The 17116-nt window shown below is 57.2% G+C and carries 17 protein-coding genes; 13 read left to right on the top strand and 4 right to left on the bottom strand.

Going from position 1 to position 17116, the window contains the following annotated elements; all coding sequences use genetic code 11:
* Positions 1–179: 179 nt before the first annotated feature.
* From priA to rraA, 7 genes are all read left to right on the top strand, one after another.
* Entirely contained in the window at positions 180–2375 is a 2196-nt protein-coding gene (gene priA / locus FFS28_RS19765) for a primosomal protein N' (RefSeq protein WP_137903778.1), read from the top strand.
* A 120-nt stretch (positions 2376–2495) separates the two neighbouring features.
* A complete protein-coding gene (gene cytR, locus FFS28_RS19760; protein ID WP_042322679.1) occupies positions 2496–3521 on the top strand; it encodes a DNA-binding transcriptional regulator CytR in 1026 nt (341 codons plus the stop codon).
* A gap of 92 nt (positions 3522–3613) precedes the next feature.
* Positions 3614–4624: a cell division protein FtsN gene (gene ftsN / locus FFS28_RS19755; RefSeq protein WP_137903777.1), complete on the top strand. Its 1011-nt coding sequence runs from the start codon at positions 3614–3616 to the stop codon at positions 4622–4624.
* Positions 4625–4718: 94 nt separating this feature from the next.
* Positions 4719–5249 (top strand): ATP-dependent protease subunit HslV, encoded by a 531-nt coding sequence (gene hslV, locus FFS28_RS19750; protein WP_042322674.1) that lies wholly within the window; start codon positions 4719–4721, stop codon positions 5247–5249.
* 9 nt (positions 5250–5258) lie between these two features.
* Entirely contained in the window at positions 5259–6590 is a 1332-nt protein-coding gene (gene hslU / locus FFS28_RS19745; protein ID WP_006179178.1) for an ATP-dependent protease ATPase subunit HslU, read from the top strand.
* 68 nt (positions 6591–6658) lie between these two features.
* On the top strand, positions 6659–7579 hold the full coding sequence (menA, locus tag FFS28_RS19740; RefSeq protein WP_006179177.1) for a 1,4-dihydroxy-2-naphthoate polyprenyltransferase: 921 nt from the start codon (positions 6659–6661) through the stop codon (positions 7577–7579).
* Positions 7580–7671: 92 nt separating this feature from the next.
* A complete protein-coding gene (rraA, locus tag FFS28_RS19735; protein WP_006179176.1) occupies positions 7672–8157 on the top strand; it encodes a ribonuclease E activity regulator RraA in 486 nt (161 codons plus the stop codon).
* 36 nt (positions 8158–8193) lie between these two features.
* On the opposite strand, the gene FFS28_RS19730 is transcribed toward rraA, so the two are convergent.
* Both FFS28_RS19730 and zapB read right to left on the bottom strand, forming a co-directional pair.
* Positions 8194–8580, bottom strand: coding sequence for a hypothetical protein (locus FFS28_RS19730; protein WP_137903776.1), 387 nt, complete (start codon positions 8578–8580; stop codon positions 8194–8196).
* A gap of 143 nt (positions 8581–8723) precedes the next feature.
* A complete protein-coding gene (gene zapB / locus FFS28_RS19725) occupies positions 8724–8963 on the bottom strand; it encodes a septal ring assembly protein ZapB (protein WP_006179174.1) in 240 nt (79 codons plus the stop codon).
* Between the two features lie 398 nt (positions 8964–9361).
* On the opposite strand from zapB, the gene FFS28_RS19720 reads away from it, so the two are divergent.
* The 4 genes from FFS28_RS19720 (at position 9362) to fpr (ending at position 13714) form a co-directional block, all read left to right on the top strand.
* A complete protein-coding gene (locus FFS28_RS19720) occupies positions 9362–10207 on the top strand; it encodes an MIP/aquaporin family protein (RefSeq protein WP_006179173.1) in 846 nt (281 codons plus the stop codon).
* 21 nt (positions 10208–10228) lie between these two features.
* The gene (gene glpK, locus FFS28_RS19715) at positions 10229–11737 is read left to right on the top strand and encodes a glycerol kinase GlpK (RefSeq protein ID WP_006179172.1); all 1509 of its coding nucleotides are present in this window, start codon (positions 10229–10231) and stop codon (positions 11735–11737) included.
* Between the two features lie 123 nt (positions 11738–11860).
* Positions 11861–12871, top strand: coding sequence for a class II fructose-bisphosphatase (gene glpX / locus FFS28_RS19710; RefSeq protein ID WP_137903775.1), 1011 nt, complete (start codon positions 11861–11863; stop codon positions 12869–12871).
* Between the two features lie 96 nt (positions 12872–12967).
* Positions 12968–13714 carry a ferredoxin--NADP(+) reductase gene (fpr, locus tag FFS28_RS19705; RefSeq protein WP_058610683.1) on the top strand — a complete coding sequence of 249 codons (747 nt, stop codon included), beginning with the start codon at positions 12968–12970 and terminating at the stop codon, positions 13712–13714.
* On the opposite strand, the gene FFS28_RS19700 is transcribed toward fpr, so the two are convergent.
* On the bottom strand, positions 13715–14134 hold the full coding sequence (locus tag FFS28_RS19700; protein ID WP_006179169.1) for a DUF805 domain-containing protein: 420 nt from the start codon (positions 14132–14134) through the stop codon (positions 13715–13717).
* A gap of 112 nt (positions 14135–14246) precedes the next feature.
* On the opposite strand from FFS28_RS19700, the gene FFS28_RS19695 reads away from it, so the two are divergent.
* Positions 14247–14843: a DUF1454 family protein gene (locus FFS28_RS19695; RefSeq protein WP_137903774.1), complete on the top strand. Its 597-nt coding sequence runs from the start codon at positions 14247–14249 to the stop codon at positions 14841–14843.
* A 111-nt stretch (positions 14844–14954) separates the two neighbouring features.
* Positions 14955–15722: a triose-phosphate isomerase gene (tpiA, locus tag FFS28_RS19690; RefSeq protein ID WP_042322670.1), complete on the top strand. Its 768-nt coding sequence runs from the start codon at positions 14955–14957 to the stop codon at positions 15720–15722.
* An 80-nt stretch (positions 15723–15802) separates the two neighbouring features.
* Here the strand turns inward: tpiA and FFS28_RS19685 are convergent, their stop codons facing one another.
* Positions 15803–17107: an SLC13 family permease gene (locus FFS28_RS19685; RefSeq protein ID WP_137903773.1), complete on the bottom strand. Its 1305-nt coding sequence runs from the start codon at positions 17105–17107 to the stop codon at positions 15803–15805.
* Between the last annotated feature and the right edge of the window lie 9 nt (positions 17108–17116).

Genomic DNA, 17116 nt, shown 5'->3' with positions numbered 1-17116 from the left:
GCGTCGCTCTTCCAGCCCTAACGCCAGACACCACGCGATGTTGAATGTAAGTTCTTTGGCGTAAAGTACACCAAAGGCGGCGAATCATACAGAATTTAACCAGCGTATGCAAACTGATCCGCACGCCGCTTTCTCTAATGTGTATACTAACGCGCCACTTTTCAAGTCAGGAAGATTCGATGCCCGTTGCTCACGTAGCCCTGCCCGTTCCGCTTCCCCGCACCTTTGACTATCTGCTGCCCGACAGCATGAGCGCCAGAGCGGGCTGTCGCGTGACCGTGCCATTTGGCAAACAGCAGCGCGTGGGGATCGTCGTCTCCGTCAGCGAGAAAAGCGAACTGCCGCTCAATGAGTTGAAATCGGTCGTTGAGGTGCTGGACGGCGAACCCGTTTACTCCACCAGCACCTGGCGATTACTGCTGTGGGCGGCGGATTACTACCATCACCCGATTGGCGATGTCCTGTTTCATGCGCTGCCCATACTGCTGCGTCAGGGGAAAAACGCCTGCCACGCGCCGATGTGGTACTGGTTTGCCACCGAACAGGGCCAGGCCGTAGATATCAACAGTCTGAAGCGCTCGCAGAAACAGCAGCAGGCGCTGGCGGCGCTGCGCCAGGGGAAAATCTGGCGGCATCAGGTGAATGAACTTGAGGTCAGCGAAACCGCGCTGCAGGCACTGCGCAAGAAAGGACTGAGCGAACTTGGCAGCGAAGCGCCCGCGCAGCAAGACTGGCGGGAGAGCTTTTCCGTTTCGGGCGATCGCCTGCGGCTGAACACCGAACAGGCGACCGCGGTGGGTGCAATCCACAGTGCATCGGATCATTTCTCCGCCTGGCTGCTGGCGGGCGTCACCGGCTCCGGCAAGACCGAAGTCTACCTGAGCGTACTGGAAAACGTGCTCGCGCAGGGCAAACAGGCGCTGGTGATGGTGCCGGAAATCGGCCTGACGCCGCAAACCATCGCCCGTTTTCGCGAGCGCTTTAATGCGCCGGTTGAGGTGCTTCACTCCGGTCTGAACGACAGCGAACGCCTCAGCGCCTGGCTGAAAGCCAAAAATGGCGAGGCGGCGATTGTCATCGGTACACGTTCTTCTTTATTTACGCCGTTTAAAAATCTCGGCGTTATCGTGATCGACGAAGAACACGACAGCTCCTATAAACAGCAGGAAGGCTGGCGCTACCATGCCCGTGACTTAGCGGTCTATCGCGCCCATAGCGAGCAGATCCCCATTATTCTGGGTTCCGCCACGCCTGCGCTCGAAACGCTGCATAATGTACGCCAGCGCAAATATCACATGCTGCGCCTGACGCGCCGCGCGGGCAATGCTCGCCCGGCCATCCAGCACGTGCTGGACTTGAAAGGTCAGCAGGTGCAGGCGGGGCTCGCCCCGGCGCTCATCACCCGCATGCGCCAGCATCTGCAGGCGGGCAACCAGGTGATCCTGTTCCTTAACCGCCGCGGATTTGCCCCTGCGCTGCTGTGTCACGACTGTGGCTGGATTGCCGAGTGTCCGCGCTGCGACCACTATTACACCTTCCATCAGGCTCAGCGTCATTTGCGCTGCCACCACTGCGACAGCCAGCGCCCGGTGCCGCGACAGTGCCCGTCGTGCGGCTCCACGCATATCGTGCCGGTCGGGCTGGGTACGGAACAGCTGGAACAGACGCTCGCCCCCTTCTTCCCTGACGTGCCTATCTCACGCATTGACCGGGACACCACCAGCCGGAAAGGGGCGCTGGAACAACAGCTGGCGGAAGTGCATCGCGGCGGTGCGCGTATCCTGATTGGCACCCAGATGCTGGCTAAAGGACACCACTTCCCGGACGTTACGCTGGTCGCCCTGCTGGATGTCGATGGCGCGCTCTTCTCCGCGGATTTCCGCTCTGCGGAACGTTTCGCCCAGCTCTATACCCAGGTTGCCGGGCGTGCCGGACGTGCCGGGAAACAGGGGGAAGTGGTGCTGCAAACGCACCATCCTGAACATCCGCTGCTGCAAATCCTGCTGCATAAAGGCTACGACGCCTTTGCCGAGCAGGCGCTGGCCGAGCGCCAGACAATGCAGCTTCCGCCGTGGACCAGCCACGTCATCATCCGTGCAGAAGATCATAACAACCAGCAGGCGCCGCTTTTCCTCCAGCAGCTGCGAAATCTCCTGCAGGCCAGCCCTCTGGTGGATAATCAGCTGTGGATTTTAGGGCCTGTTCCGGCGCTGGCCGCCAAGCGTGGCGGGCGATTCCGCTGGCAGATTTTGCTGCAACATCCCTCCCGCATCCGCTTACAGCACATCGTGAGCGCCACGCTGGCGCTGATCAACACGCTGCCGGACGCGCGTAAAGTGAAGTGGGTTCTTGACGTCGATCCGATAGAAGGCTGAATACGGATCGAAAAAATCCAACATTCCTCACACTTTTCATGAAAATTCTGTAACCGATTCCATTAACAATCTGTAAAAATGGCAAGGTGAGAAGTTCGGTGTTCATGCGAGGAGAAGACGTTGAAGTCCAGGAAAGAGGTTGCCTCGGCGACCATGAAAGACGTTGCCGAGAAAGCGCAAGTTTCTACGGCAACCGTGTCCCGCGCATTAATGAACCCGGATAAAGTCTCCCAGGCGACCCGCCATCGGGTGGAGCAGGCGGCCCTGGAAGTCGGGTATTTCCCGCAGGCGATGGGTCGTAACGTGAAGCGTAACGAATCGCGCACTATCCTGGTGATTGTCCCGGACATCTGCGATCCCTTCTTCAGCGAGATTATCCGCGGTATTGAAGTCACGGCGGCGGAACAAGGCTACCTCGTTCTGATTGGCGACTGCGCCCATCAGAACCAGCAGGAAAAGACCTTTATCGACCTTATTATCACCAAGCAGATCGACGGCATGCTGCTGCTTGGCTCGCGCCTGCCGTTTGACGCCAGCATCGAAGAACAACGCAATTTACCGCCGATGGTGATGGCTAACGAGTTTGCGCCGGAACTTGAACTGCCGACCGTGCATATCGACAACCTCACCGCCGCCTTTAATGCCGTGAACTATCTTCAGGAGCTGGGGCATAAGCGCATCGGATGTATCGCTGGCCCGGAAGAGATGCCGCTGTGCCATTATCGCCTGCAGGGTTATGTTCAGGCGCTGCGTCGCGCCGGTGCCATCGTCGACCCGCACTATATTGCCCGTGGGGATTTCACCTATGAAGCGGGCGGGCAGGCGCTGGAGAAACTGCTGGCGCTGCCGGAGCCACCTACCGCTGTGTTCTGTCACAGCGACGTCATGGCGCTGGGGGCCTTGTCTTATGCCAAACGCCGTGGGCTGCGTGTGCCGAAAGACTTGTCGATTATCGGCTTCGATAACATTTCGCTTTCGGAATTTTGCGATCCACCGCTCTCAACCGTTGCACAACCCCGCTACCAGATTGGCCGTGAAGCGATGCTGCTTTTGCTGGATCAGCTGCATGGTCAAACAGTTAGCAGCGGCTCGCGACTGCTCGACTGCGAGCTAATTGTGCGCGGCTCTACCCAGGCATTGACTTAAAGTAAACCTCTTTAAGACTCACTGTCTGGTCAAAGCCCCGCCGCTTAAGTAACATGGCGGGCTGACGAACGAATAAATACAGCGAAACGATAGTGGCACAACGAGATTATGTACGTCGCGGCCAGCCGGCACCTTCGCGACGCAAAAAGAGTGGCTCAAGGAACAAGCAACGTAGCCTGCCTGCTGTCTCGCCAGCGATGGTCGCTATTGCTGCGGCTGTACTGGTCGCCTTTATTGGTGGCCTGTACTTTATCACGCATCATAAGAAAGAAGAGTCCGAGGCGCTTCAGGGCAACAAAGTGGTCGGCAATGGCTTACCACCAAAACCTGAAGAACGCTGGCGTTACATTAAAGAGCTGGAAAGTCGCCAGCCGGGGGTGCGTGCGCCTACCGAACCGTCCGCCGGTGGCGAAGTGAAGAACGCCGATCAGCTCACGGATGAACAGCGTCAGCTCTTGGCCCAGATGCAGGCCGATATGCGCCAGCAGCCAACGCAGCTGAACGAAGTCCCGTGGAATGAACAAACGCCCGCTCAGCGTCAGCAAACGTTGCAGTTGCAGCGTCAGCGCCAGGCTCAGATCCAACAGCAGCAACAGCAGCAGTGGGCGCAAACCCAGCCGGTACAGCAGCCTCGCTCGCAGCCGCGGGTGACGGAACAGCCTTATCAGCAGCCGCAGCCGCAGCAGCAAACGCGCACGGTACAAACTCAGCCTGCCCAGCAGCCAAAAGCGCAGCCGCAAAAGCAAGCCGCCCAGCCGTATCAGGATCTGCTGCAAACGCCGGCGCATACCACCGCGCAGCAGCCGAAAACGCAGCAGGCCGCACCGGTCACCAAAGAGACCGAGGCCCCGAAGCAAACGGCTGAGAAAAAAGATGAACGTCGCTGGATGGTGCAGTGTGGTTCGTTTAAAGGCGCAGAGCAGGCGGAAACCGTCCGTGCTCAGCTGGCGTTCGAAGGGTTTGATTCACGCATTACCACCAATAACGGCTGGAATCGCGTGGTGATTGGTCCGGTGAAAGGCAAAGAAAATGCCGATGGCACCATTTCCCGTCTGAAGGTCGCGGGCCACACAAACTGCATTCGACTCGCTTCCGGGGGTTGAAACCCCCAAAATCCCCCCCATCTATCATTCTATTCAGCCCTGAGCACAGGCTCAGGGCTTCTGTTTCCCGATTCTGTAACCAGGGGGTCTGCTCGTGACAACAATAGTAAGTGTACGCCGTAACGGCCAGGTGGTAATTGCCGGGGACGGCCAGGCCACGCTGGGTAATACCGTCATGAAAGGCAACGTGAAGAAAGTGCGTCGTCTCTATAACGACAAAGTGATCGCCGGTTTTGCAGGCGGCACTGCCGATGCCTTCACGCTGTTTGAACTGTTTGAACGCAAACTGGAAATGCACCAGGGTCATCTGGTGAAAGCCGCCGTTGAGCTGGCGAAAGACTGGCGTACCGACCGCATGCTGCGCAAGCTCGAAGCGCTGCTGGCCGTGGCCGACGAAAACGCCTCGCTGATCATCACCGGTAACGGTGACGTGATCCAGCCAGAAAACGACCTGATTGCCATCGGCTCTGGCGGCCCATACGCTCAGGCAGCTGCCCGCGCGCTGTTGGAAAATACCGACATGAACGCGCGCGATATCGCGGTGAAAGCGTTGGATATTGCAGGTGATATCTGCATCTATACCAACCACAATCACACCATCGAAGAATTACCGTCTAAAGCGTAAGGATCTCCCATGTCTGAAATGACCCCACGCGAAATTGTCAGCGAACTGAATAAACACATTATCGGCCAGGACAATGCCAAGCGTTCCGTGGCGATTGCCCTGCGTAACCGCTGGCGTCGTATGCAGCTTGATGAAGAGCTGCGCCATGAAGTGACCCCAAAAAACATTCTGATGATCGGCCCGACCGGCGTCGGTAAAACCGAAATCGCCCGTCGTCTGGCGAAGCTGGCTAACGCGCCGTTCATCAAAGTTGAAGCCACCAAGTTCACCGAAGTGGGCTATGTGGGTAAAGAAGTGGACTCCATCATCCGCGATCTGACCGATTCGGCGATCAAGATGGTGCGCGTTCAGGCTATCGAGAAGAACCGCTATCGCGCCGAAGAGATGGCCGAAGAGCGTATTCTCGACGTGCTGATCCCACCTGCCAAAAACAACTGGGGCCAGGCGGAACAGCAGGCTGAGCCGTCTGCGGCGCGTCAGGCGTTCCGCAAGAAGCTGCGCGAAGGCGAGCTGGACGACAAAGAGATTGAGATCGATCTCGCCGCTGCGCCAATGGGCGTTGAAATCATGGCCCCTCCTGGCATGGAAGAGATGACCAGCCAGCTGCAGTCCATGTTCCAGAACCTGGGTGGCCAGAAGCAGAAAGCGCGTAAGCTGAAAATCAAAGACGCGATGAAGCTGCTGATCGAAGAAGAAGCGGCGAAGCTGGTGAACCCGGAAGAGCTGAAGCAGGATGCTATCGACGCGGTTGAGCAGCACGGCATCGTGTTTATCGATGAAATCGACAAAATCTGTAAGCGCGGTGAATCCTCAGGCCCGGACGTTTCCCGTGAAGGCGTTCAGCGCGACCTGCTGCCGCTGGTTGAAGGCTGCACCGTCTCCACTAAACACGGCATGGTCAAAACCGACCACATCCTGTTTATCGCCTCTGGTGCGTTCCAGGTGGCCAAACCGTCTGACCTGATCCCGGAACTGCAGGGTCGTCTGCCGATCCGCGTTGAGCTGCAGGCGCTGACCACCGAAGATTTCGAGCGCATCCTGACCGAGCCAAACGCCTCTGTGACCGTACAGTACAAAGCGCTGATGGCAACCGAAGGCGTGAACATCGAGTTCACCGAGGATGGCATTAAACGCATCGCTCAGGCGGCATGGCAGGTTAACGAAACGACCGAGAACATCGGCGCGCGTCGTCTGCACACCGTACTGGAACGCCTGATGGAAGACATCTCTTATGATGCGAGCGACCTCAATGGCGAAAGCATTACCATCAACGCAGAATATGTGGGCAAACACCTGGATGCGTTAGTGGCAGATGAAGATCTGAGCCGTTTTATCCTATAATCGCGGTTATTGCATTTTCATCACTGTTGATGGGGGCTAATGCCCCCATTTTTATTGGCTAAATAACTATGACTGATATCAGCCGTACTCAGGCGTGGCTCGAAAGTTTACGCCCTAAAACCCTTCCTTTGGCCTTCGCCGCGATCGTCGTCGGTACTGCGCTTGCCTGGTGGCAAGGGCATTTCGATCCGTGGGTGGCGGGGCTGGCGTTGATTACCGCCGGTCTGCTGCAAATCCTCTCCAACCTCGCCAACGACTATGGCGACGCGGTAAAGGGCAGCGATAAGCCTGACCGCATCGGGCCACTGCGTGGGATGCAAAAAGGGGTGATCACCCAGGCGCAGATGAAACGGGCGCTGATTATCACCGTGGCGCTGATTTGCGTGTCCGGCCTGGCGCTGGTGACGGTAGCGTCTAAAACCACCAGCGATTTTATTGGCTTCCTGGTGCTGGGCCTGCTCGCCATTATCGCGGCCATTACCTATACCGTTGGTACGCGGCCCTACGGTTATATTGGTCTGGGTGATATTTCAGTCCTGGTCTTCTTCGGCTGGCTAAGCGTGATGGGGAGCTGGTACTTACAGACGCATACGCTGATCCCTGCCCTGTTCCTGCCGGCGACCGCCTGCGGCCTGCTGGCGACGGCGGTGCTCAACATCAACAACCTGCGCGATATTGACAGCGACCGCGTAAACGGTAAGAACACGCTCGCGGTGCGCCTCGGCCCGGTAAATGCACGCCGCTACCACGTCTGCCTGCTGATGGGGGCGCTGATTTGCCTGGCGCTGTTTAACCTGATTTCACTGCACAGCCTGTGGGGCTGGCTGTTTATACTCGCCGCACCGCTGCTGGTGAAACAGGCGCGCTTCGTGATGCGCGAACTTAGCCCGTCCGCCATGCCGCCGATGCTCGAACGCACGGTAAAAGGGGCGCTGTTAACTAACCTGTTGTTCGTCATCGGGATTGTCCTGAGCCAGACGCTGCGTTAACTGACAAATATCAATTAACAATTGATGATTTTGCCAACAACGCCTTTCGCACGATATACTGAACACATTCGCAGCAACTGAGCGTTAAACCTATGAAATACGATACCTCCGAGCTTTGTGACATCTACCAGGAAGATGTCAACGTCGTTGAACCGCTGTTCTCCAACTTTGGTGGACGGTCGTCGTTTGGCGGACAAATCATCACGGTGAAATGTTTCGAGGATAACGGGTTGCTGTACGATCTGCTCGAACAGAATGGCCGTGGCCGCGTTCTGCTGGTCGATGGCGGTGGTTCAGTGCGCCGCGCCCTGATCGACGCTGACCTTGCCCGTCTTGCCGCGCAAAACGAGTGGGAAGGAATTGTGGTCTACGGCTCCGTGCGCCAGGTGGACGATTTGGAAGACCTGGATATCGGCATCCAGGCTATCGCAGCCATTCCAGTGGGTGCAGCAGGTGACGGCATCGGCGAAAGCGACATCCGCGTGAATTTCGGCGGCGTGACCTTCTTCTCCGGCGACCATCTCTATGCCGACAATACCGGGATTATCCTTTCTGAGGATGCGCTGGATATTGAGTAACGATAAAGGCCATCGGCAAACCGGATGGCCTTTTTTTTATTTATCTTCACCCGATTCATAATGGGTGATACGAATTTCATACGTTCCCTTCCGCTCCTCGACAGCAATCCCCATCTGAACACGATGGTCGGGATAGCTATCAATATAAGCGTTGAGCTTTTCAGCTATCGACTGGATTTTATCCCCTTCAATATCCGTAAACGTAAGCGTACTGATCTGCAAGCCACTTCCCTCATCGGCGTGACGGGTAAAATACCAGTGCGATGCAACCCTGGGTGCCTGCCTGAGCGGTTCAGGTGTTAATAAATAATATTGAAGAAAATCACGTTGCGTGTATTCCTCATCCATGAAGGAACGCGTCATCAAAAGACAATAAAGTATCGCCAGCGCAGAGAACGTTAAAATAAGGAAATATTTCTTCATACGCGCAATTCAAGAAAAGTGTTATCGACAATATCGCTTTGTTTCGTCATCTCGCGTTCCGTGTGAGTTGTCGTATCAAGCGAGTCTATTTCGATGAAATAAAAAAGGCACGCATTTAGCGTGCCTTTTGTACGAATTCGGAATTACACTTCTTCCATACGTCCCAGAAGCGCCTGCAGACGATCCTGCCAGCCATTCTGCTGTTCGCGCAGCTGGTGGTTTTCACGCTCCAGTTCTTCGCGGCTGTGCTGAGCATTCTGAACTTCCTGTGACAGGGAGTTGTTCTTCTCTTTCAGCTCTTCAATTTCCATCTGCAGCAGGGTGATGGTGTCGATCGCCTGCTGTACTTTCGATTCCAGTTTCTCAAACACTTCTAAAGACATGATGCTACCTCTCCTGAATTGCAAGGCGACGCTTTAACGTAAACGCGCACGACATAGCGTCGATTGTATGGAGCGCGACGCTCTCTGTCCAGCGACAGACCGCGCAGATCGCGCTTTGCAACACTTTTCAGTGTCATCCTGGTGCGTTCGCGGCATATACCCCTAAATTGTTAACTCTTTAGTTAATGAAATGATTCAGCTCTCATTTCTGTCGTGATGCAAAAACGCGCTTTATGGCGCGAAAACGCTCATTTTATTGACGCAGACCACACATTTTGATTTCGATATTTCTCGTTTTTGCTCGTTAACGATAAATTAACACCGTGTCTACAGGGCACCATGGCTGTCACGGGCGGTCATGCTAACAAAAAACATTCAATTTCTTCAGGATTCCGATTATGAGTCAGACATCAACCTTAAAAGGCCAGTGCATTGCCGAGTTTCTGGGTACCGGGTTGTTGATATTCTTCGGAGTGGGCTGTGTCGCAGCACTGAAAGTGGCGGGTGCCAGTTTCGGTCAGTGGGAAATCAGCATCATCTGGGGTCTGGGCGTGGCGATGGCCATCTACCTGACCGCAGGGGTTTCCGGTGCACATCTTAACCCGGCGGTGACCATCGCGCTGTGGCTGTTCGCGTGCTTCGACGGACGCAAAGTCGTACCCTTTATCCTTTCTCAATTTGCCGGCGCGTTTTGCGCAGCGGCGTTAGTTTACGGGCTTTATTACAATCTTTTCAGCGACTTCGAACAAACGCATCATATGGTTCGCGGCAGTGTCGACAGCCTGGAACTGGCTGGCATCTTCTCCACCTATCCGAACCCGCATATCAATTTTGTGCAGGCGTTCGCAGTTGAAATGGTGATTACCGCTATTCTGATGGGCGTTATCATGGCGCTGGGCGATGACGGGAACGGTATCCCGCGCGGCCCGCTGGCGCCTCTGCTGATTGGCCTGCTGATCGCCGTCATCGGGGCATCTATGGGGCCTCTGACAGGCTTTGCGATGAACCCGGCGCGTGACCTGGGGCCGAAAACCTTCGCGTTCTTCGCGGGCTGGGGCGACGTTGCCTTCACCGGCGGCAAAGACATTCCTTACTTCCTGGTGCCGCTGTTCGGGCCTATCGTAGGGGCGGCGCTGGGCGCATTCGGCTATCGCAAATTAATTGGTCGCCACTTACCGTGCGACACCTGTGTGGAAGAGGAGAAAGAGACGACCTCCGCCACACAACAAAAAGCTTCGCTGTAAACTGACTACGGGACACAAACCATGACCGAAAAAAAATATATCGTTGCGCTCGACCAGGGCACCACCAGCTCCCGCGCTGTCGTAATGGATCATGACGCGAACATCGTCAGCGTGTCACAGCGCGAATTTGAACAAATTTATCCTCGTCCAGGCTGGGTAGAGCACGACCCAATGGAGATCTGGGCGTCACAAAGCTCTACTCTGGTCGAAGTGCTGGCGAAAGCCGACATCAGCTCCGACGAGATTGCCGCCATCGGCATCACCAACCAGCGTGAAACCACCGTTGTCTGGGAACGCGAAACCGGCAAACCGATTTACAACGCCATCGTCTGGCAGTGCCGCCGCACCTCGGAAATTTGCGAAAAGCTGAAACGCGACGGCATGGAAGAGTACATCCGTAGCGCCACCGGGCTGGTCATTGACCCGTACTTCTCCGGCACCAAGGTGAAGTGGATCCTCGACCACGTCGAAGGCTCACGCGAGCGCGCAAAACGCGGCGAGCTGCTGTTCGGCACCGTCGATACCTGGCTTATCTGGAAGATGACCCAGGGACGCGTGCACGTCACCGACTACACCAACGCCTCGCGCACCATGCTGTTCAACATCAACACCCTCGAGTGGGATGACAAGATGCTGGACGCGCTGGATATCCCACGCGCCATGCTGCCACAGGTACGCAAGTCCTCCGAGGTGTACGGCCAGACCAACATCGGCGGTAAAGGCGGCACGCGTATCCCTATCGCCGGTATCGCTGGCGATCAGCAGGCGGCGCTGTTCGGCCAGCTGTGCGTTAAGGAAGGGATGGCGAAGAACACCTACGGCACCGGCTGCTTTATGCTGATGAACACCGGCGAGAAGGCGGTGAAATCAGAGAACGGCCTGCTGACGACTATCGCCTGTGGCCCGCGCGGCGAAGTGAACTACGCTCTGGAAGGCGCGGTATTCATGGCAGGCGCGTCTATTCAGTGGCTGCGCGACGAGATGAAGCTCATCAGCGACGCGTTTGACTCCGAATATTTCGCCACCAAGGTGAAAGACACCAACGGCGTATACGTGGTGCCTGCCTTCACCGGCCTTGGCGCTCCCTACTGGGACCCGTATGCGCGCGGTGCTATTTTCGGCCTGACGCGCGGCGTGAACTCAAACCACATCATCCGCGCGACGCTGGAGTCCATTGCCTACCAGACGCGCGATGTGCTCGAAGCGATGCAGGCCGACTCCGGCATTCGTCTTCACGCCCTGCGCGTGGACGGCGGCGCGGTCGCCAACAACTTCCTGATGCAGTTCCAGTCCGATATTCTGGGCACCCGCGTGGAGCGTCCTGAAGTGCGCGAAGTTACGGCGCTTGGCGCGGCGTACCTCGCCGGTCTGGCGGTCGGTTTCTGGCAGAACCTGGACGAACTGCAGGAGAAAGCGGTCATCGAACGCGAATTCCGCCCGGGTATCGAAACCACCGAGCGTAACTACCGCTACAGCGGCTGGAAGAAAGCGGTGAAGCGCGCCCTGGCGTGGGAAGAGCACGACGAGTAATCAAATATTCCCTCTCCCATGGGGAGAGGGTCAGGGTGAGGGGCCCAGACCGCACCGGTCCCCGCACCCCATCCCACTCTGTGATAAACTTCGTGCAATTCTTTTTGATTGCACGAGTACCTCATGAAACGTGAACTTGCCATCGAGTTTTCCCGCGTCACCGAAGCCGCCGCCCTGGCTGGCTATAAATGGCTTGGCCGTGGCGACAAAAATACCGCTGACGGCGCAGCTGTCCATGCCATGCGCATTGTCCTCAATCAGGTCAACATCGACGGCACCATCGTGATTGGCGAAGGCGAAATCGACGAAGCGCCGATGCTCTACATCGGTGAAAAAGTCGGTACCGGCAAGGGCGATGCCGTGGATATCGCCGTCGACCCCATTGAAGGCACCCGCATGACGGCGATGGGCCAGGCTAACGCCCTGGCAGTGCTGGCGGTCGGCGACAAAGGTTGCTTCCTCAATGCGCCAGATATGTACATGGAAAAGCTGATCGTCGGCCCCGGCGCGAAGGGCGCAATCGACCTTAACCTGCCGCTGGAAGAGAACCTGCGCAACGTCGCCGCGGCGTTGGGTAAACCGCTCGGTGAACTGACCGTCACCATTCTGGCGAAACCGCGCCACGACGCCACCATCACCCAGATGCAAAAGCTCGGCGTGCGCGTCTTTGCCATCCCGGACGGCGACGTTGCCGCCTCCATCCTGACCTGCATGCCTGACAGCGAAGTGGACGTGCTTTACGGCATCGGCGGCGCGCCTGAAGGCGTGGTCTCCGCGGCGGTGATCCGCGCGCTCGACGGCGATATGCAGGCCCGCCTGCTGGCGCGTCACGACGTTAAAGGCGACAGCGAAGAGAACCGTCGCATTGGCGAGAACGAACTGGCACGCTGTGCGGCGATGGGCATTGAAGCCAACAGGGTACTGGCGTTAAAAGACATGGCGCGCAGCGATAACGTGGTCTTCTCTGCAACCGGCATCACTAAAGGCGATCTGCTGGATGGCATTACCCGCAAGGGCAATATGGCGACCACCGAAACGCTGCTGATCCGCGGAAAATCACGCACCATTCGCCGCATTCAGTCTATCCACTATCTCGATCGTAAAGACCCGGACGTGCAGACCCACATTCTGTAAAACCGTTTGATCGATTGAGCTTTCCGGCCCGATTGGGCTGGAAATCTTCCCCGCAAGACCGGAAGATAGAGCAGAGAAACAGCACAGGAGAAGATCATGGCGGACTGGGTAACGGGTAAAGTCACAAAGGTACAGTTCTGGACCGATGCGCTATTTAGTCTCACCCTTCACGCTCCGGTTCATCCGTTTACCGCAGGGCAATTTGCGAAGCTGGGGCTGGATGTCGACGGCGAGCGCGTACAGCGCGCCTATTCATACGTCAACGCGCCGGATAACCCGGACCTTGAGTTCTATCTGGTTACCGTCCCGGACGGCAAGCTCAGCCCGCGCCTCGCCGCGCTGAAGCCCGGCGACGAGGTGCAGATTGTCAGCGAAGCCGCAGGCTTCTTCGTGCTGGACGAAATTCCGGACTGCGACACCCTGTGGATGCTGGCGACCGGGACCGCCATCGGCCCTTACCTCTCCATTCTGGAGTACGGCAAAGATCTTGAGCGTTTTAAGAATATCGTGCTGGTACACGCCGCGCGCTATGCCGCTGATTTGAGCTATCTGCCGCAAATGCAGGCGCTGGAGCAGCGCTATGCCGGGAAGCTGAAAATTCAGACCGTGGTCAGCCGCGAAACGGCGGCAGGCTCGCTGACGGGACGCGTGCCGGCGTTGATTGAGAGCGGTGCGCTGGAAGCGGCGGTTGGTTTACCGATGAATACGGAAACCAGCCACGTGATGCTGTGCGGTAACCCGCAGATGGTCAGGGATACGCAGCAGCTTCTGAAGGATACCCGGCAGATGACGAAGCACCTTCGCCGCCGACCGGGCCATATGACGGCTGAACACTACTGGTGATCAGCGGTACTTCACCTCAAGGGTGTCTTTACCGTATTTGTTTTCGCTCTGGGTGCCGATAAACGCGCCCAGATCGATAATCATCATCACAAAGATAATGGTCGGCAACAGCAGGCCAACCACCCACGGGAGGATGGATGGCAGTATCGACCAGTCCCCTGCCACCAGCATCCACGCCAGAATAATCAGAAATGCCCATGCGCCGGAGCGGCCGCGATCGTGCAGGCGTTTTACCACCACTGCCGCCGTTGGCCACAGCAGGCACACCAGCGCAAAGGCCGCAGTTTGCGTGCTCAGCCACGCATTGAACGCCACGAAAAACAGCGCCAGCATAGCGACGATCCACGTCACTATCCATATCCAGAAGTCCCGGCGTCCGATACGCCCTTTGAATGAAAACAGCCACTGCTGTATGGTCATGTAAGGTTCCTTATTATGATATAGCGCGCATTTTACCCTGGAGTGGTGACCTTTTGACAAGCCAGGCATATATCGTTTTAATCATGGCCATTGACGGCCAGGGGCAATATTGATGAAAAGTTCGGCATACTCTCTGTTACTGTGTTTAGCGATGCTGAGCGCCAGCGTCACCCTGCACGCCGCCGACAACGCCGCTCCTGCTGCCGCGCCCTATCTGCTTGCGGGCGCGCCGTCGTTCGATCGCTCCATCAGCCAGTTCCGCGAAGCCTTTAACAAAGACAACCCAACCCTGCCGCTGGATGAATTTCGCTCTATCGAGAGCGCCCGGGATACCTCGACCCTCACCCGCGCAGCCAGCAAGATTAACGAAAATCTGTATGCCTCAACCGCGCTGGAGCGTGGAACGTTAAAAATCAAAAGCATGCAGATAACCTGGCTGCCCATCCAGGGGCCTGAACAGAAAGCGGCAAAAGCGAAAGCCCATGAATACATGAGCGCCGTGCTGCGCGCTTTTACCCCGGCCTTAACCAAAGCGCAGAGCCAGCAAAAGCTGCAAAAACTGCTCACTGCGGGTAAAAACAAACACTATTACGCCGAGACCGAAGGTGCCGTTCGCTATGTGGTGGCAGATAATGGCGAAAAGGGACTGACCTTCGCTGTTGAACCGATTAAGCTGGCACTATCAGACCCGCTCGGAGGGGCGAATTAATGACAAAAAGCAAAGCCTTTCGAGGGAAAATCTCTATACTGATTCACAGACCATGCCGCCCTTAAGGGTGGCCATATTCCTTAATTCGCTTATTTAGCGTGGAGAATTAAAATGCGACATCCTTTAGTGATGGGTAACTGGAAACTGAACGGCAGCCGCCACATGGTAAACGAGCTGGTTGCGAACCTGCGTAAAGAGCTGGCTGGCGTAACGGGCTGTGCGGTTGCTATCGCGCCACCGGATATGTACCTGGACCTGGCTAAACGTGCCGCTGACGGCAGCCACATCGTGCTGGGTGCTCAGAACGTTGACGTTAATCTGTCTGGCGCATTCACCGGTGAAACCTCCGCTGAAATGCTGAAAGATATCGGCGCGAAATACATCATCATCGGCCACTCTGAGCGTCGCACCTACCACAAAGAATCCGACGAGTTTATCGCGAAGAAATTCGCCGTGCTGAAAGAGCAGGGTCTGATCCCGGTTCTGTGCATCGGTGAAACCGAAGCAGAAAACGAAGCGGGTAAAACCGAAGAAGTGTGTGCTCGTCAGATCGACGCCGTACTGAAAACCCAGGGCGCGAGCGCGTTCGAAGGCGCGGTTATCGCTTACGAGCCAGTCTGGGCTATCGGTACCGGCAAATCAGCAACCCCAGCGCAGGCGCAGGCGGTTCACAAATTTATCCGTGACCACATTGCTAAAGCAGACGCGAAAGTGGCTGAGCAGGTTATCATCCAGTACGGCGGTTCCGTAAATGCAGCGAACGCCGCTGAGCTGTTCACCCAGCCGGACATCGACGGCGCGCTGGTTGGCGGCGCATCCCTGAAAGCCGACGCTTTCGCGGTGATCGTTAAAGCAGCAGAAGCCGCTAAACAGGCGTAATGCTGTTGTGGCGGGTGGCGCTTAGCTAACCCGCCCTACGGTTCTGTAGGCCCGGTAAGCGTCAGCGCCACCGGGCTTTTTTACAGCCGTCCCAGCAAGCTAAACCACAGATAATCCAGCGGCAGCAGCACCATATAGGTCGCTATCGCCAGTGCCAGACACAACAACATCCCCGCCCTCGCAGGCACCTTCCCTAACCCCATCGCCACCACAATCGGCGACGCCTGATACGGCAGCAGCGGCGTGGAATACCCCAGCACCTGAATCATGATCACCGACAGCAGCGGGAAGCCGGTCGCATCCGCGAAGCTCTGCGCCAGCGTGGTGTACAGCGCCGGAACGCCGTTGGCCGTCATGATGAAGTTGAGCGCGGTGGTGATCCCCGTCAGCGCCAGGAAGCTGGTAAACGGCCTGTCTGCATCCAGCGGCATAACGTGCAGCAACGCCTCCCCCACCGCCGCACCGATACCGGTCTGCGTGACGGTAATCGCCAGCCCGAGAATGCCCGCCACATAAATGCAGGTGCGCATGTTCACTCCCGCCGAGAACTCCTCTCCGGTGATAAAGCCAATACGCGGCAGCATGACGATGACCGATGCCGCCAGACCCGTCCAGGCGGGTCCCACGCCGTGCCAGCTCTCGGTGACCCACATCACCAGCACGACCGCCAGCAGCCAGGCGAGACGCTTTTCGTCCCGCCCCATCGGCTCAGAGGGTGCCAGATTGCGCGGCGGCTTTGGGCTGCCGGGAAACAGCCAGCAGATCAGGCCGATCAGAATCAGACCTTTGAGAATGCCCAGCACCGGCGTATGCAGCAGCAGGTACGGCACATAGTTGAGGTGGATCCCGTACGAACCTTCCGCCGCGCCGCTCATCACCAGGTTGGGAACGTTGGCTGGCAGAATGGTCGCGGAGAGCTGGAACGTGCCGAATCCGACCGCCAGCGCCAGGCCAAACCAGGCGCGGGAGCCATCAGGAATACCGGCCCGCTTCGCCATGGCGGCGACAATTGGCATCAGCAGCGCAATACGTCCCATGTTCGACGGCATCACAAACGCCAGCGCGTAGCTGAGCAGCACCACGCTTGCCACCATCAGTACCCAGGAGTCGGTCAGTTTCGCGGACAATGCCCGCGCGGCCCTGTCCGCGAGGCCGGTTTTGCGGATCGCCACGCCCAGCACAAACCCGCTGAACACCAGCCAGAAAGCGGACGACGCAAAACCGCCGAAAATAACGTCCGGCGGGGCTATTTTGGTGGCCATCGCCGCCGTGAAAAACAGCAGCGCGGTAATGAACTCCGGCAGCAGCGACGTCGCCCAGAGCACAATGGTGACGCCAACAATCAGCGAGGGCAGAAACAGAGGGTGAGTGAACCAGAGCGACATGCCTGTCTC

This window comes from Enterobacter sp. 2VL, from assembly GCF_005503595.1.
Classification (GTDB): Bacteria; Pseudomonadota; Gammaproteobacteria; order Enterobacterales; family Enterobacteriaceae; genus Enterobacter; species Enterobacter cancerogenus.
This window is presented reverse-complemented; position numbering and strand designations above follow the sequence as displayed.

What these genes read in the sequence shown, in the direction of transcription:
- priA (WP_137903778.1), top strand. Translation starts at nt 180, where the DNA reads ATGCCCGTTGCTCACGTAGCCCTGCCCGTTCCGCTTCCCCGCACCTTT.
- hslU (WP_006179178.1), top strand. Translation starts at nt 5,259, where the DNA reads ATGTCTGAAATGACCCCACGCGAAATTGTCAGCGAACTGAATAAACAC.
- menA (WP_006179177.1), top strand. Translation starts at nt 6,659, where the DNA reads ATGACTGATATCAGCCGTACTCAGGCGTGGCTCGAAAGTTTACGCCCT.
- rraA (WP_006179176.1), top strand. Translation starts at nt 7,672, where the DNA reads ATGAAATACGATACCTCCGAGCTTTGTGACATCTACCAGGAAGATGTC.
- FFS28_RS19730 (WP_137903776.1), bottom strand. Translation starts at nt 8,580, where the DNA reads ATGAAGAAATATTTCCTTATTTTAACGTTCTCTGCGCTGGCGATACTT.
- zapB (WP_006179174.1), bottom strand. Translation starts at nt 8,963, where the DNA reads ATGTCTTTAGAAGTGTTTGAGAAACTGGAATCGAAAGTACAGCAGGCG.
- FFS28_RS19720 (WP_006179173.1), top strand. Translation starts at nt 9,362, where the DNA reads ATGAGTCAGACATCAACCTTAAAAGGCCAGTGCATTGCCGAGTTTCTG.
- glpK (WP_006179172.1), top strand. Translation starts at nt 10,229, where the DNA reads ATGACCGAAAAAAAATATATCGTTGCGCTCGACCAGGGCACCACCAGC.
- glpX (WP_137903775.1), top strand. Translation starts at nt 11,861, where the DNA reads ATGAAACGTGAACTTGCCATCGAGTTTTCCCGCGTCACCGAAGCCGCC.
- fpr (WP_058610683.1), top strand. Translation starts at nt 12,968, where the DNA reads ATGGCGGACTGGGTAACGGGTAAAGTCACAAAGGTACAGTTCTGGACC.
- FFS28_RS19700 (WP_006179169.1), bottom strand. Translation starts at nt 14,134, where the DNA reads ATGACCATACAGCAGTGGCTGTTTTCATTCAAAGGGCGTATCGGACGC.
- FFS28_RS19695 (WP_137903774.1), top strand. Translation starts at nt 14,247, where the DNA reads ATGAAAAGTTCGGCATACTCTCTGTTACTGTGTTTAGCGATGCTGAGC.
- tpiA (WP_042322670.1), top strand. Translation starts at nt 14,955, where the DNA reads ATGCGACATCCTTTAGTGATGGGTAACTGGAAACTGAACGGCAGCCGC.
- FFS28_RS19685 (WP_137903773.1), bottom strand. Translation starts at nt 17,107, where the DNA reads ATGTCGCTCTGGTTCACTCACCCTCTGTTTCTGCCCTCGCTGATTGTT.